Raw genomic sequence first — 15074 nt, forward strand, 5'->3', positions numbered from 1 at the left:
GTGCCAGATACGTTCGCAAAATGCGCGCGAGATGGTCATTTCTATGGATCAATCCTATACCTTTGTGCCCTTACCACTTGAGCGATGAAATATAAATTAGGCGATTTTGTACGGTTTGTTGACGAGAAAATGGAAGGCTTTGTAACCCGTATCATTGATGAGCAGATGATTGGTGTTAGTGACGAAGACGGTTTTGAGATTCCCGTACTGGCTAGTAAAGTGACCTTTGTGCATGGTCATGAACCAGCGCGCGAAAAGCAAAACGGTGGGGGCGAAACAACAGCAACCATCCATTCTGAAACAGCATCTGAAAGTGATTTTGGAAAAGGTGTTTATCTGGGTGTAGTGAACGACCCCAAAGCAGGCTCGGTGGTGCATTTTTATTTGCTGAATGATACCGCTTTTCAACTATTAACGGCCATGACCACAGAAAAGCAGCAATCCTACAAGGGAGAATATGCCGGTTTAACGGGCCCGAAATCGGGTGTTAAAATTTATTCGGCCCAGCTGGCCGATCTGCAGTTATGGCCTGCATTCATCTTCCATATCACTTATTTCACTACGCAGAATAGTCAACCGCCGGCCCCTGTTGTTTTCAACTATCGCTTTAAAGCCAAAGACTTCTCTGGCGCGAAAAAGAAATTACCCTTACTGAACGAAATGGGCTGGATGATTAGACTGGATGAGCCCGAACCCATTATTGATGCTCAAAAGTTAAAGGAAAGTTTTTTTAAATCGGCGGCAGAAAAAACCGAGATTGAAAAGCCCGCCGGTGAAGTAGACCTCCATATTGAAAAGTTACGTGATGACCATTGGTCTTTAAAAGCCAGCGAGATCTTAGCGATCCAGCTGGCCCGGTTCCACAAAGCTTTAGATGCCGCCATTGTGCATCAGTTGCCTGAAATTGTCTTTATCCATGGTGCAGGTAACGGCACCTTAAAACAAGAATTGCACAAAGCGTTGGGCAAGCATCAGAAAGTACGCACCTTTATGGATGCCCGTAAAGAAAAATTTGGCTACGGTGCTACAAAGGTGATTTTTAAGTAGATAACCGACAGTTATTTGATTGCACCAAAAGCGGCAAAGCAGGAGTTTTTATGCAGGATATCAACGTGGCGGAAGCCCACTTTGGTCATCAATGCCATTTGGTAGTTAACCGAGCGGGGCGAATCTTCAAAATGCACGTACTCAAATACTTTTTTCCGGTATTCAGGGCCGCCAAGGCTTTCAATGTAATCATAGTAACGGTCTTCAAACAAGTCATTCATCACGGCAGAGTCCTGAACAACCAGGTCAGAAATCCAAAAGCTGCCGCCCGGTTTTAAAGCCTTGTAGATTTTATCGAACATCAACTCCCAATCATCGTCTCCGCGGAGGTGATGGAGCGTAGCTGCTGCTAATACAATATCAAAATGGTCTGCGGGTAAATCCAGGTTACGCATATCGTCCTGAATGATGGTTACCTGGCCGCTGGTTTCGGCGCTAACGCGCTCCCTTGCTTTTTCTAACATCGGTAAGCTCAGGTCATTCATCACGCAATTCAAACCAGGTAATTTGCTCAGCATTTTTAAGGTATAGTTGCCGGCGCCACAGCCAATATCAAGTAAATGAGTGGCTTGCGGATTGGCGCGTTTGGCCGCTTCGGTACATAAATCCATGGTAAGCGGCGCATCAATTGTTGTTTGCTGTCCGGTGTCTAAGTTTGAAAACCGTTCCGTGTCTTTGTCAAATCGTTCTCTGATTTGCTCATTAGTGGCGATGCCCTGGTAGTTGGTACTCATAATGCTTTATACTTTATGTTTTTGATTTGTGCAAGTTATCTGCTTTATCCATATTTGAAAAATATCATTTTTGGCAATTATTGATACTTTTTAGGTATGGAACTTAGGCATCTGCATTATTTTAGAACCGTTGCAACAGAGCTGCATTTTGGCCGGGCCGCAGCCCGACTGTTTATTGCACAGCCACCTTTGAGCCGCCAGATCAAGGAACTGGAAACAGAACTGGGCGTTTTACTGTTTACGCGTAGCAATAAACGGGTAGCGCTAACCGATGCTGGCCGGTATTTTTTGAAAGAAGTAGAGGCGGTTTTTGCCCGGCTGGAAGAAAGTAAAAACGTAGTAAGGCAGATTCATCAGGCCGAGAGCGGTGAGTTAAAGATTGGTTATATCAGTTCTGTATATCAGTCACGGTTGGCCGATGTGTTGCTGGATCTGCGTGGAATTTATCCGTTTATCCGTACCAGTTTGTTTGAGATGCCCACCGTTACGCAGATCCAGGCGCTGGAGCAGGGCCGCCTGGATGTAGGCATTTTGCGTGCCCCGGTGCATTCTGCCCAGCTTCATATTCAAACGCTCTTTTTTGATCCCTTTATGGTGGTTGTACCGGTTACAACTAAACTTGTAGATCCAGACGAAATTGCGGAGTATATTAAAAACCGGCCTTTTATCTTCTTTAATAAAAGCTATGCGCCTCATTTTAACGATAAGCTGCTGGAGATTTGCGAGCGTATGGGATTTGCTCCTGAGATAGTACATGAGGTAAACAATACTCACTCAATTCTACAGCTGGTAGAGGCAGGACTGGGCGTTACCATTTTGCCCGCATCGCTGCAGCGGCAATACCACTACCTGAAAGTGAACTTTATTCCGCTAAACGATATACCTGTGCACACAGAAGTTTTGCTGGCCTACAAGGAAACTAATAAAAACGCGGCCCTTCGGTGGTTTATTGAAAATTTCTAAAAATACCTTACTTTTAATCTGTTGATAGTTAGTGTCTTAATTTATCAACCCCAATTAGTTTGTTCAACCGTTTATGCCGTCTGCTGTATGAAGAAATTTTTGCTCGTTTCCGGGATCTGCGTATTGATTGTTGTGGCTTGTCTCCAACTAATCAGGCCCAAAATAGACCATCCACCTGTTACGCAGGATTTTGAAGCACCCACAGCGGTTAAAGTTATTTTGGTAAGGGCTTGTTATGATTGTCATTCTAATGAAACCAATCTGCGCTGGTATGACAAAGTTCAACCTGTTTACTGGCAGGTAGCAGAACATATTAAGGATGGCCGGAAAGGACTCAATTTCTCTGAATGGGATAAATTAGCGCCAGCTGAACGTAAAGCTAAGTTATGGGAGGCTGTCAACCAGATAGAACAGGGCGCAATGCCCATCAAAAGCTATACGTTTGTTCATGGCGATGCGCGTGTTTCCAGCGCAGATCTGGCTGTCCTCAAAAATTATTTGCAGGGAATGGTGAAGTCAGCGCCTGGCGACACCGCAAAAATTCATGATCGCGATCTGCAACTTCAGACTGTAGGAAGAACAGGAGGAAACAAAGACGCCAAAACCTTAAACGGTATAACCTATATTCCAGATTATGGTAACTGGCAAATAATGAGCACGTCCGATCGTTTTGATAACGGCACGATGCGGGTTATCTACGGTAATGACATTGCGGTTAAAGCGGTAAAAGAGCATCACATTAATCCATGGCCCAATGGCACGGTGTTTGCCAAAGCGGCGTGGGATCAAGTTGAGGACCGTAATGGCAACGTTACCACCGGCGCTTTCAAGCAGGTAGAGTTTATGATTAAGGATGCCGAAAAATATCAATCAACTCGTGGCTGGGGCTTTGCCCGGTTCAAAACGCCTCAACATATCCCTTACGGCAAAACGGCTATGTTCACTCATGAATGTATCAGTTGTCACGAGCCTATGAAAGACAATGATCTGGTATTTACTTTTCCTATTAAGAATTAACATGAAAGCAGTTACCTATAGCATATTTACCGTATTGCTGGCCCTGATTGCCTGCACGCCAAAAACGCCATCGGGAGAGTTGATCAATCAAAAAGCCTCACTGCCGGCAACTTTCAGCGTGTCTGATCTTCACCAGAAAGTGTTAACGGCCGTCATTAACAAAAAGGAGCATACCATGAGTTTACTTTATGGCGATGCCGCTGCTGAATTGGCTTTGAAATCAGCTATTCCCGCCCAAGCCACTAATTTTTCATTTACGCTGGTGACATGGCAACAGCAAGATGACGCGCATTGGTTTGGCGCACGCATTCCCGGCGATCTGATCTCTGTCGAGAAACTGGCAAAAAAAGGGGCTGATGCTAGTCTTGTTTACCAAAAATTATCTGGGAAGAAACTAACGACGGTTACCGATACCACTGGAACTGCCGGGCGGATACAGTTTATGCTTTCTCAAAAAGTATCCATTTTGCCATGAGCATTAAAGTGTGGGTGTGGTGTTGGATTTATTTGTTTGATTAAAACGAGCCAGCTTCCACCTTTCTGTTTTTTTTCGTTATTTGAGCTCATCTCTCTCTGATCTCAATGGTACAAAACAGGGTCTATCAGCATTTTTATTATTTATGGCTGCTGTTTAGCATCGTTATTATCTATTCCGGTTGCAATCAAGCTTCAAAGTTAACCAAGGCAGAGCACCCGCAGCTAACCGATTCTATCCTGATAATAGCTAACGGGTTACCTGTATCTGAGAAGATCAGGTTTATTAATAGTGCCTATGTCAAATTCACTCCCGGTGCTGACGACCGCTGGAAACGCTATAATTTTATCAGGGGCGTTTACTCATCCCAACGCGAATACCTGAAGGCATCTGATTATGCCGATAGCATGATTATTCTTACCGCGCCGCTGGCTAAGCAGGGCAAGCCTTATAGCGATGACCTGATAAAATCGCTGTTTGCTAAAGGTGACACACAGCTAGGCTTAAACAATTTTGAAAGTGCTATTAAGTATTATGATGAGGCCGATGATCTGGAAAGGATAGGAGCTAATAAAGGCCCTGTACATTTCTTTAACTACAACATACGCCTGGCCACTGGTTTTTACCAGCAGGGTAATTATCAACAAGCACTTAGCTATTTTAAGCAAGTGCTGGAAAATAAGCCTTATAACAACGATGCCTGGCTTAAATTTACCTTCACGCAGGCTCAATTAGATAATATAGCACTTTGTTTCAGCGCACTTAATAAACCCGATAGCGCTCTGTATTATTATGACAAGGCGCTGAAATATATTGGGCAGGAGCAGCAAAAGTTTACTACTACAGACCAGCAGCGTTTTATAGATCTGGCCAAAAGTGTTGTTTATGGAAATAAGGCCAAAGTATTTTTAACCGTTGGAAGAAAAGCAGAAGCCGAACAACTGCTCAATAAAAGTGTAGAGCTTTCAAAGAACGATCCGGGGGATGAAAGCATTTATAGTAGAGAAAAACTTGCGGCGCTTTATCTGGAACGGCACGAAACGCAAAAAGTAAGCGCAATGCTTGATACGCTTAAAATGTGGGCAGATAAACCGCAATATGCAGATCATCGCATGCAGTATCTTAAACTGCTGGCAGGTGTGTCCGCACAAACCGGCAATTTTCCTAAAGCTTATCAGGCCAATCAACAGCTATTGCTGCTCAATGATTCGCTGGCTAAGCAGAAAAGTGCCAACATTCAGGAAAATATGGGCCGACTAATGGCATACAATGAGAAGGTTAGCCAGATAGGTCGTCTGCAAAGAGATAAAACGCTTTCCAGGTTTCTGTTGGGCGGCGCCATGATTGTCTTGTTACTGTCTGCATTTATATTGGCTTTGCTTTGGCTCAACTTCCGCAGATCAAGAAGCAACGTGAGGCAACTTAAGTTGTTGAACGATGAAATACAGATCAGGAATGAAGACTTGGGCCGGGCTTTTACTGCGCTTGAACGCAGTTACGAGGCTAATGCCCGAATTATACAGCTGGTAGCGCATGATTTGCGTAGCCCTATTGCTGCTATGAGAAACTTCGCACAGTTGTTGGATGGAGATACATTGCCTGTTGTAGAAAGAAGTAACATTACCAGATTAATTAATGCCGATTGTGCTGATGCCTTGTCGCTTATTGAAGATATGCTGAACAACAATGCTTCGGGCGAATTACTACTGCTTGAGCAATTTGAACTGAGCGATTTGCTGAAACAATGTATTGACCGATTACTGGTAAAAGCTCATGCCAAACGGCAACAAGTAGAGTTTGCGCCTGCGCAGGTAATAATAAATGCCGATGCCGAAAAACTGCGCCGTGTATTTAATAACCTGCTTACCAACGCCATTAAGTTTACCGGGGCAAAGGGGATGATTAAAATTGATATGCACGTAACCAAAACGGAGGTAACGGTGTCAATTGCAGATAACGGCATCGGTATCCCTGAGGATATTCAGCAAAAACTATTTGATATATCGGCCGGTATAAAAAGAAAGGGTACATCTAACGAGCCCTCGCATGGCTTGGGTTTGTTTATTTGCCGGCAAATTGTAGAAGCTCACAAAGGAAAGATCTGGTTTAGTCCAGGCGTTGATGGCGGAGCAGTGTTTAATGTAACGTTGCGCCGCTATCTGGCGTAAGATAAGTACCAGGCCACCAGCTCGGGCTTGGAGTTAACGTTCAGCTTTTTGTAAATGTGTTTTAAATGCTGATTAACGGTAAAGTGCGAGATACAAAGTTCATCGGCTACCAGTTTATTAAGCTTCCCTTCGCTCATCAGTCTAACAATTTCCAGTTCGCGTTTAGTCAGGCTGGTTTCTTGTGGTGCGGCAGTTGTTTGCTTAAACAGGTGGGAGATGGTTTCAGGAGAGAATGGCCTGCCCTCATCATCAATACGCATTAATGATTCATTGATATAGTCCAGGCTGCTTGTTTTAAGCAGGTAACCCCATGCACCATTTTGTATGGCCTGTTTGGTAAGGTTGGCATCTTTAAGGCTAGAGAGAATAATGATCTTGGTACCCGGAAAATTTTGTTGCAATAGGGGAATGGCATCAATGCCCGACCCTGAAGGCAGGTCTACATCCAGCAACAGGATTTGAGGAACGGCATCTTTTATTTGAAGTGCGTCTTTAATATCGCCGGCAGAAAAAACAACATCAAAAGTAGAGGAGGCATTAAAATATGCTGTAAAAACGGCCCGAAGGCTTTCGTTGTCTTCTATTAAACCTATATTCTTCATTGATACTTGGCTAAAAATAATAAAAGCAGTGTATTGTTATCCAATCCCAGCACTAAAACAGCGCAGTTGGGTTACATTTGGGCGTGGGGGGTACTCAAATATACCCTGTTTAAGTTATTGTTATGCCATCGTAAAAAAAATATCTTTGGATATAAAGATTTATGAAAGCATAATACTAAATTAGTATTTAATTATAAGTCTTGCCAATTGTGTGTCCGCACACGCGCCTGTTTGTTCTTTTTTTTACCGTGATGGTGTTACCGTATGTGTAATTGCTTTTGATGTCTGTACCAATGCCGGTTAGGGTTTGTTGATTTGGGTGTTTTCCGGTTGTTAGTAAGGGGTACAGGCTTTTTTAAACTCAAAAAGTGTGTGCGGGCACGCAATTGTTAGAAAGCACCATTAAAAAGATGTTTTTAATAGAATTTTAAATAATAACCAAATTAATTAATTAAGCCCATGAACAAATTTTTACAACATTCTTTTAAAAGTATGAAGCGCTGTGTATCAGGTTCTTCTGCTTGTCTAAATACAATTATTACTTGCTCTCTAACCTAATTTTACAGATGATGACCAATGTACAACGCGTTTCGCTTTCTTCCTGTATCCGCACACATGGCGGGTTTAAGGGGATCGCTCTTGTAGTTTTGCTGATCCTTGCGTCGAGTGTTGGGCTGTACGCGCAGTCCGTGAAAGTAACCGGTGTGGTTAAGGATGCACAGCAACAAACATTAATAGGTGTAACTGTGAAAGTTGAAAACGGTGCCGCTACTACGGCAACCGATATCAATGGTAAATTCACCATCACCGTGCCAAATAAAGATGCCGTGCTGCTATTTAGCTATATCGGCTACCAATCTGTTAAGGTACCGCTTGGGGGCAAGCAGCAAATTACCGTAACGATGAAAGACCAGGCGTCTACCCTGAATGATGTAGTGGTTGTGGGTTATGGTACGCAGAAAAAGAAGGACTTGACCGGGGCTGTTGCTCAGGTTTCTATGAATGATGTTACCAAGGCGCCCGTGCTTTCTGTTGCAGATGCACTTGCAGGCCGTGTAGCCGGTGTGCAAATCAATTCAGCAGATGGTCAGCCTGGCTCGGCCGTTAACATTGTTATCCGTGGTGCTAACTCTATTACACAAGACAACACTCCATTATATGTAGTAGACGGCTTTCCGATAGAAGGTTTTAACCTGAGCCTGCTCAATCCGCAAGATATTGAAAGTCTGGATGTGTTGAAAGACGCTTCGGCGACTGCTATTTACGGTTCTCGTGGTGCCAATGGTGTGGTCATCATCACTACAAAAAAGGGTAAGGCGGGTAAGCCAACTGTCAATCTTAACGTAACGCAGAGTTTTGTAGATAATATCAAAACCATGCAGTTAATGAATAGCTATGATTTTCTGCGCATGCAAATTGAGCGCGATCCAACAGCCGGTACAGCAGCCAATCCAACACCTACTTATGTTTATCTGACCACGCCTAACAAAACGCTGGCCGATTATCAGAATGCGCCGACTACAGATTGGCAGTCGCCTTTCTTTAAAACAGGTAGCCTGCGCAGCTATTATGTGGCGCTGCGTGGCGGTACCCAGCAAACCGCCTATTCTGTTAGCGGTTCTGTGGATGACCTGGATGGCACAGTGCTCAATACCGGTTCTAAACGCTATCAAGGTCGTATCAGCTTAGATCAAACTATAAATGATAAGTTTAAGGTAGGTATCAATGCCAATTATTCTTACCTGACACAGTTTGGCAACGGTTTGGCAGCATCTACCAATAGTGGTACTACCAATATTATGTACAGCGTATGGGGCTCAAACCCGCTGTCGCCTTATTCTGCAACGGATGAGGTTGATCCAACTACCGCTTCGGCAAACGACTATAAGTTTAACCCGATACTTAACCAGCAGAACCTGGTGCGCAACACGAATACCGCCGCCTTAAACGTAAACACGTATTTAAACTATAATATTACCAAGAACCTGGTTTTGCGTATTACCGGCATCATCAACAATACAGAGATTGTTAATGAGAACTTTAACAATACCAATACTTATTATGGTAGCCCTAATTCAATTGTAGGGTCGCAAAACGGTGTTAACGGATCTATCTATACTTCTAAAAACAATAACTGGGCTAACGAGAACACGCTTACCTGGAACAAAAATTATGGCAAGCACAGCCTCAATGTATTGGCCGGTTTTACCCAACAAGGCAATACCTCAAGTACTTATGGTTTTGGAGCCAGTCATTTGCCTAATGAATCGCTGGGTATAAGTGGCCTGGATGAGGGCACATTAAATCCAAGTTTGACCAAAGCCCTCAGTTCACTGAATCGTTTACAGTCATGGCTGGGGCGTGCAACTTATAACTACAACTCGCTTTATTACCTTACCGCCTCGTTCCGTGCAGATGGTTCATCCAAATTTGCTCCGCAAAATCACTGGGGTTATTTCCCTTCTGCAGCAGCGGCCTGGAGATTTAGCGAGGAGCAGTTCCTGAAAGGTAATCGGGTATTATCCAACGGTAAATTGCGCTTAAGCTACGGCGAAACCGGTAACAACCGCGTGTCTGACTTTGCGTATTTGTCGTCTACCATTATAGACCCTTCTTATAACTACTCTTTCAATAATACTTACGCAACCAGCGTGGTGCCGAAAACCATTGGCAACTTTGATTTGAAATGGGAGACCACTGCGCAATATGATGTCGGTTTGGACCTGTCTTTCTTTGGCGACCGTATCAATTTTACAGGTGATGTTTACCGCAAAACCACTAAAGATCTGTTGCTGAACGCCACCTTGCCTACCTCAAGCGGTTACAGCACCGCTTATGAGAACGTGGGCAGCGTGCAGAACCAGGGTCTGGAGCTAACACTGAATACCGTAAACATCCGTAATAAAGAATTTAGCTGGACCAGCAGCTTTAACATCGCCTTTAACAGTAATAAAGTGTTGGCGCTGGCTAACGGCCAGGAGAGTTTGCTGAGCAGCATAGCCTGGGATAACGGCTGGGTCAACACCCCGGGCTATATAGCCAGGGTAGGGCAGCCGCTGGGCCAGATGTATGGTTTTGTATGGGACGGTAATTATCAGTATAGCGATTTTAATAAATCAGCTACAGGTGCCTATGTGCTAAAAGATGGTGTGCCTTCAAATGGTAATGCCCGTGTCAATATTCAGCCCGGCGATATCAAATACAAGGATTTGAATGGCGATGGCGTGATTAACTCATCAGATTACACAGTAATCGGCAGATCACTGCCTATCCATCAGGGTGGTTTTACCAACAACTTTAGCTACAAAGGTTTTGACCTGAGCGTATTCTTCCAATGGTCATACGGTAACGATATCCAGAATGCCAGCCGCATGGTTTTTGAGGGTAACGCCTTAAGCAAAACCTATTTGGAGCAGTTTGCCAGCTATAACGACCGCTGGACGCCAACTAACCAAGGCTCGGCCAACTATCGTGTAAACGGATATTTTGGCGGCGGCTACTCATCCAGAACAATAGAAGATGGCTCTTACCTGCGTCTGAAAACCGTACAGCTGGGCTATAACCTGCCAAAAGCCTGGTTACAAAAAATCAAAATATCGTCTATCAGACTGTTTGTTTCAGGCCAGAACCTGTATACCTGGACACATTACTCGGGTGAAGATCCGGAGGTGAGTACCTATAACTCAGTATTAACCGGTGGGTTTGACTATAGCGCCTACCCGCGTGCAAGAACCTTCGCCTTTGGCGCTAACGTTAACTTTTAACCATTAAAGATATTGACTATGAAACGTTCACTCTTATTTCTGGCCGCTCTGTTGAGTCTGGAAATGGTTTCGTGCAAAAAATCTCTGAACACCGTTCCGACCGATACGCTTACACAGCCCGAATACTATAATACAGAAGCCAAGCTGAATAGCGCATTGGCCGGTGTTTACCAGCCGCTGAGTACCGCTGCCCTGTACGGCGATGCTATGTTTGATCAGTTGGGAGCATCTACAGACGAGGGCTTTTACGCCCGGTCGGCCCAGGTAACCGGCGTACAGGTTTATAGCTTTGACTATACCAATGCCGATATCAATAACCTCTGGACCCAATTATACCAGGGTATAGAGCGCGCTAACATCCTGATCCAGAATATTAACCAGGCATCGATGGATGAAACCAAACGCAAAGTGATACTGGGCGAAACCCTGTTTCTGCGTGGCTATTACCACTTTCTGCTGGTGAGTAATTTTGGCGATGTGCCGCTTAAAACCGCACCTACGGCATCGGTTAATACAGTTAACCTGCCCCGTACCCCGGCTAAAGATGTTTATGCCCAGATATTGAAAGATATGACCACTGCCGAAGGTATGGTTAACACAGCTACGGCAATAGGCTACGGTGGCCATGTATCAAAAACGGTGGTTGAAGGTATCCTGGCCCGTGTGTGTTTAACCATGGCCGGTTACCCGCTCAATGATGCCTCAAAATACCAGGATGCATTAAGCTGGGCACAAAAAGTAGTTGCCTCTGGCGAGCATAGCCTCAACCCAAGTTACAAGCAGATGTTTGTAAACCTGCACCAGAATATTTACGATGTAAAAGAAAGCATGTGGGAGGTAGAGTTTGCAGGCAACGGCAGCGACGGATTGAGCGATTTTAGCCGTATAGGAAACACCAACGGTATTGCTTTATCTACCAATACCGATGTAATTGGTTACAGCTACGCTTTTGTTAACGCAACAGCTAAGCTATACAACCTGTATGGCGCCGGCGATTTACGTCGCGATTGGGCCATTGCACCATACTCTTACAATGCGGCTACCACACCGGTGTCTGACGTGTTCTTTACCTCAGCACAGTTGTACAACCGCAATGCCGGTAAATTCCGCCGGGAGTATGAAACTATGATGCCAAAAAACAAAAACAATACGGCTATCAACTTCCCGCTGCTGCGCTACTCAGACGTATTGCTGATGCTGGCCGAAGCCGAGAATCAGGTTAACGGGCCAACTACTACAGCATACAATGCCATTAACCAGGTAAGAAGAAGAGGTTTTGGTATAAACCCCAATACACCAACTGCTTCTGTTTCGGTTGTTAGCGGTCTTACACTGGCTACCACCGGTAACACCGGCTATGCGTATTCAACAACAGCAATGGCAAATGTGTCTTTAACCATCACCGGTGGCGGTGGTACAGGTGCAACAGGTATGGCTTCTATAGCCAGCACAGGTAAGGTGAACGGCGTGATGATTACTAACCCGGGTAGCGGCTATACTTCGGCCCCAACTATTAAGGTTGGAACGGTATGGACTGCAGCTACTGCTTATGCCGTTGGCCAGCAGGTAACTAATGGTAACAACCTGTATAACGTAACCACTGCCGGAACTTCAACAGCCACCGGGCCTACCAATACCAGCGGTGCATCTGCAGCAGCAACCACCGGTGCGGTATTTACTTACGCGGGTGCAGCAGCAACAGTTACCGCAACCATTGCTACATCAACAGTTGATCTGAGCGGATTGACCAAAGATACCTTCCTGCAAGCTATCCAGGATGAGCGTGCCCGTGAGCTTTGCTACGAGTCATTACGTCGTCCTGACCTGATCCGCTGGGGTATCTGGGTGCAAACCATGAACGCATTGGGTGCCGATATGAAGGCCAATGCAGGTGCTACCTTTGCCTACGGCGGCCTGGCCGGCTCTAACGTTAGCGCCAAACATAACTTGTATCCAATTCCATCATCAGAGATCACCGTGAACACGGCGGCAACGCAAAACCCAGGTTGGTAATCAATTATTCATCCTTTAATGAAAAGAAACATGAGACGCTCATATATCATAGCAATAGCTGCCCTTGCCCTGGCAGCCTGCAACAAAAAGCAGGAGGTGCCTTCGCCTAACTTTGGCGTAACCGCGGTAAAAAATAATGGCAGCGCACCTGCCAGCTTTGCGCCTGGAGATACGGTGAACTTTAAGTTCACCGGCAATCCCAATTTAATTACCTTTTACTCTGGCGAGGTAGGTAAACGTTACCAATATATCAATCGTACTCAGGCTGCCGGTACTGCGCAACTGCAGTTTAGTACCGTGCGTGCCAGCGGTACACAAACAGGCTCACTTAGTCTGTTGATATCTACCGATTTTAAAGGTGTCGTTTTAAAAACCCTGGCTGGCGTGCAGGTACGCGATACGGCTGCCACCAACGCAAACATTGCAGCGGCTAGTTGGACAGATCTAACCGCACAGGCAACGCTGTCAACCGGTGGTACCGCGGCTGTGCCTTCAGGCGTTATTGATTTGTCAACTTATGCCAAAACACCTGTTTACATCGCCTTTAAGTACAACGGTGCCGTTGGGTCTATCCAAAATAAATGGACCATTACCAATTTTGCCATCAACAATGTACTGAGCGATGGTACCAGCTATACCGTAGCCAACCTGAACAGTCCGGCCAAGGCAGTGACCAATTATGGCAACACCAGCTTTAGCCCCGGGTGGGCAGTATCGTATGATCCGGCTAAAAATTCAAACAATTATGCCTGGGTTTATACCGACGGTACATCACTGGTGATCACCGGATCTGCCACGACGGCCACGGCATCGGCAGAAGCATGGGCCATTACCGGCCCTGTTGATCTGACCAAGGTAACGCCGGATGCCGGTGTCGCTATTAAAGCAATCATCGCCCAGCTGCCTAATTACCCTTATGTATATACCCAGGCCGGTAATTATAATGCTGTTTTTGTAGCTACAAACGCTACCGCTGATGCTTCAAAAACAACCGTGCAGCAAGTGCCGGTAACTGTAAAATAAATTAATGGTGCTGTAGTTGAAAACGCCATGAAATACGGACGATTTTACTCCAGGAAAGGACGATTTTCTCCTTATAAATGCAGCCCCTTTAGTTCTTTTGATATAATTGATTTAAAGATAACCGCGCAGCAAGTGCCGGTAACATTTCCATAACTAGGTTAATTAGATTGGTTTCCCCCGCGCAGGATGAATGAGCGAACCCAAGTGTAGCCTGATACACTTCTATGTATACTGACCGTTTTTGCCGATTGGACCCGGCAAAAACGGCAGTCCGGGGGATAATTAAGGGTTCATTATTAGCCGGATAAAAGAGAGATTAAATAAAACGTAAACAACACGATAATCAATAGCAGAATGAAGCGAACAATTTGTTTTTGCCTGATGCTGAGCTTATGCCTCCTGATTGTTTTTCCTGGCTTCGCCCAGCAGAAAAGATCAGGAAATAGGCCGTTTAAGGTGTATGCCTTTATTCCGTATGCCGGCTATATGCAAGGTGGCACTGCTGTGCCCGCAAAGTTCGGTCAGCTGCAGGATTATCTGGCTACGCTGGGCATCGCTAAATACAATTTGATTTACGAGAATCGTATTACCGATTACCCCGATGGCAATAAAACTCATGGTGTTATTAATCGCAGCAAGCTTGATCCGCTGGCTAAGCTGGCGTCGGCAGAGCCCGGCGTCATCGTAGCGCTGGATCTGGAAGGCTGGAATCGTTTTGACACCCTGCACACGCCCGCTAAACTATTGAGCGCCATCGGGGCTTTTAAAGAAATTGATCCTGCCGCACAGGTTGGCCTCTACGCCACCGTGCCGCAGGACACTTACGGCTACCCTAAAGACACCGCTCTTTATAACCGCCTGAATAAAGCCTATAGTTCAGTAGCCGCGGCGGTAGACTATTTCAGTCCATCGCTTTATAATTACAAAACAACCGATAACGAGGAATGGAAAAAAGGCGTGGTGTTTAACCTGGAAGCCTGCAAAAAATACGGCTATCCTAACAAGAAAATATTGCCTTACATCACCCCGGAGATCAATGTAAACAACGAGCGCCGGATGCTGGATTACAGCGAGATGATGTATCGCCTGCAAACACTGTATGACCTTGGGGCAGATGGCTGCCTGATCTGGGGTAGCAGCGGGATGCGCGATGCCTCGGGCAACCGTATCATAGTTAATGAAAATGAGGGCTGGTTAAAGGCCGTAAAAGATTTTTTGAAACAACACAGTTGAGAGAAAAATGCACAGGCTAATTTATAAAAGATCGT

11 protein-coding genes are annotated in these 15074 nt (G+C 45.3%); 9 read left to right on the forward strand and 2 right to left on the reverse strand.

The features are described from left to right. Window positions 1–84: 84 nt before the first annotated feature. Window positions 85–1047 (forward strand): Smr/MutS family protein, encoded by a 963-nt coding sequence (locus ABZR88_RS08620; RefSeq protein ID WP_107828580.1) that lies wholly within the window; start codon window positions 85–87, stop codon window positions 1045–1047. 11 nt (window positions 1048–1058) lie between these two features. On the opposite strand, the gene ABZR88_RS08625 is transcribed toward ABZR88_RS08620, so the two are convergent. Then, complete coding sequence (locus ABZR88_RS08625; RefSeq protein ID WP_107828581.1) at window positions 1059–1781, reverse strand: class I SAM-dependent methyltransferase; 723 nt, start codon at window positions 1779–1781, stop codon at window positions 1059–1061. Between the two features lie 96 nt (window positions 1782–1877). Here ABZR88_RS08625 and ABZR88_RS08630 point away from each other — a divergent pair, with 96 nt between their 5' ends. The 4 genes from ABZR88_RS08630 to ABZR88_RS08645 all read left to right on the forward strand — a co-directional run bounded on the left by ABZR88_RS08630 (window position 1878) and on the right by ABZR88_RS08645 (window position 6404). Next, entirely contained in the window at window positions 1878–2744 is an 867-nt protein-coding gene (locus ABZR88_RS08630; RefSeq protein WP_107828582.1) for a LysR family transcriptional regulator, read from the forward strand. 87 nt (window positions 2745–2831) lie between these two features. Next, complete coding sequence (locus ABZR88_RS08635) at window positions 2832–3761, forward strand: heme-binding domain-containing protein (RefSeq protein ID WP_107828583.1); 930 nt, start codon at window positions 2832–2834, stop codon at window positions 3759–3761. 1 nt (window position 3762) lies between these two features. Then, on the forward strand, window positions 3763–4236 hold the full coding sequence (locus ABZR88_RS08640; protein ID WP_107828584.1) for a hypothetical protein: 474 nt from the start codon (window positions 3763–3765) through the stop codon (window positions 4234–4236). Window positions 4237–4343: 107 nt separating this feature from the next. Beyond that, the gene (locus ABZR88_RS08645; protein WP_107828585.1) at window positions 4344–6404 is read left to right on the forward strand and encodes an ATP-binding protein; all 2061 of its coding nucleotides are present in this window, start codon (window positions 4344–4346) and stop codon (window positions 6402–6404) included. On the opposite strand, the gene ABZR88_RS08650 is transcribed toward ABZR88_RS08645, so the two are convergent. Next, a complete protein-coding gene (locus tag ABZR88_RS08650; RefSeq protein WP_107828586.1) occupies window positions 6392–7006 on the reverse strand; it encodes a response regulator transcription factor in 615 nt (204 codons plus the stop codon). The two genes, ABZR88_RS08645 and ABZR88_RS08650, sit on opposite strands and share 13 nt — an antisense overlap. 566 nt (window positions 7007–7572) lie before the next feature. Here ABZR88_RS08650 and ABZR88_RS08655 point away from each other — a divergent pair. The 4 genes from ABZR88_RS08655 to ABZR88_RS08670 all read left to right on the forward strand — a co-directional run bounded on the left by ABZR88_RS08655 (window position 7573) and on the right by ABZR88_RS08670 (window position 15039). After that, entirely contained in the window at window positions 7573–10770 is a 3198-nt protein-coding gene (locus ABZR88_RS08655) for a TonB-dependent receptor (RefSeq protein WP_245917039.1), read from the forward strand. A gap of 18 nt (window positions 10771–10788) precedes the next feature. Beyond that, complete coding sequence (locus ABZR88_RS08660) at window positions 10789–12783, forward strand: RagB/SusD family nutrient uptake outer membrane protein (RefSeq protein ID WP_107828588.1); 1995 nt, start codon at window positions 10789–10791, stop codon at window positions 12781–12783. Window positions 12784–12813: 30 nt separating this feature from the next. Then, a complete protein-coding gene (locus ABZR88_RS08665; RefSeq protein WP_170113601.1) occupies window positions 12814–13806 on the forward strand; it encodes a DUF5017 domain-containing protein in 993 nt (330 codons plus the stop codon). A gap of 354 nt (window positions 13807–14160) precedes the next feature. Next, window positions 14161–15039 (forward strand): hypothetical protein, encoded by an 879-nt coding sequence (locus ABZR88_RS08670; protein WP_146166531.1) that lies wholly within the window; start codon window positions 14161–14163, stop codon window positions 15037–15039. The last annotated feature ends 35 nt before the right edge of the window (window positions 15040–15074 follow it).

It is taken from the genome of Mucilaginibacter yixingensis, assembly GCF_041080815.1.
Classification (GTDB): domain Bacteria; phylum Bacteroidota; class Bacteroidia; order Sphingobacteriales; family Sphingobacteriaceae; genus Mucilaginibacter; species Mucilaginibacter yixingensis.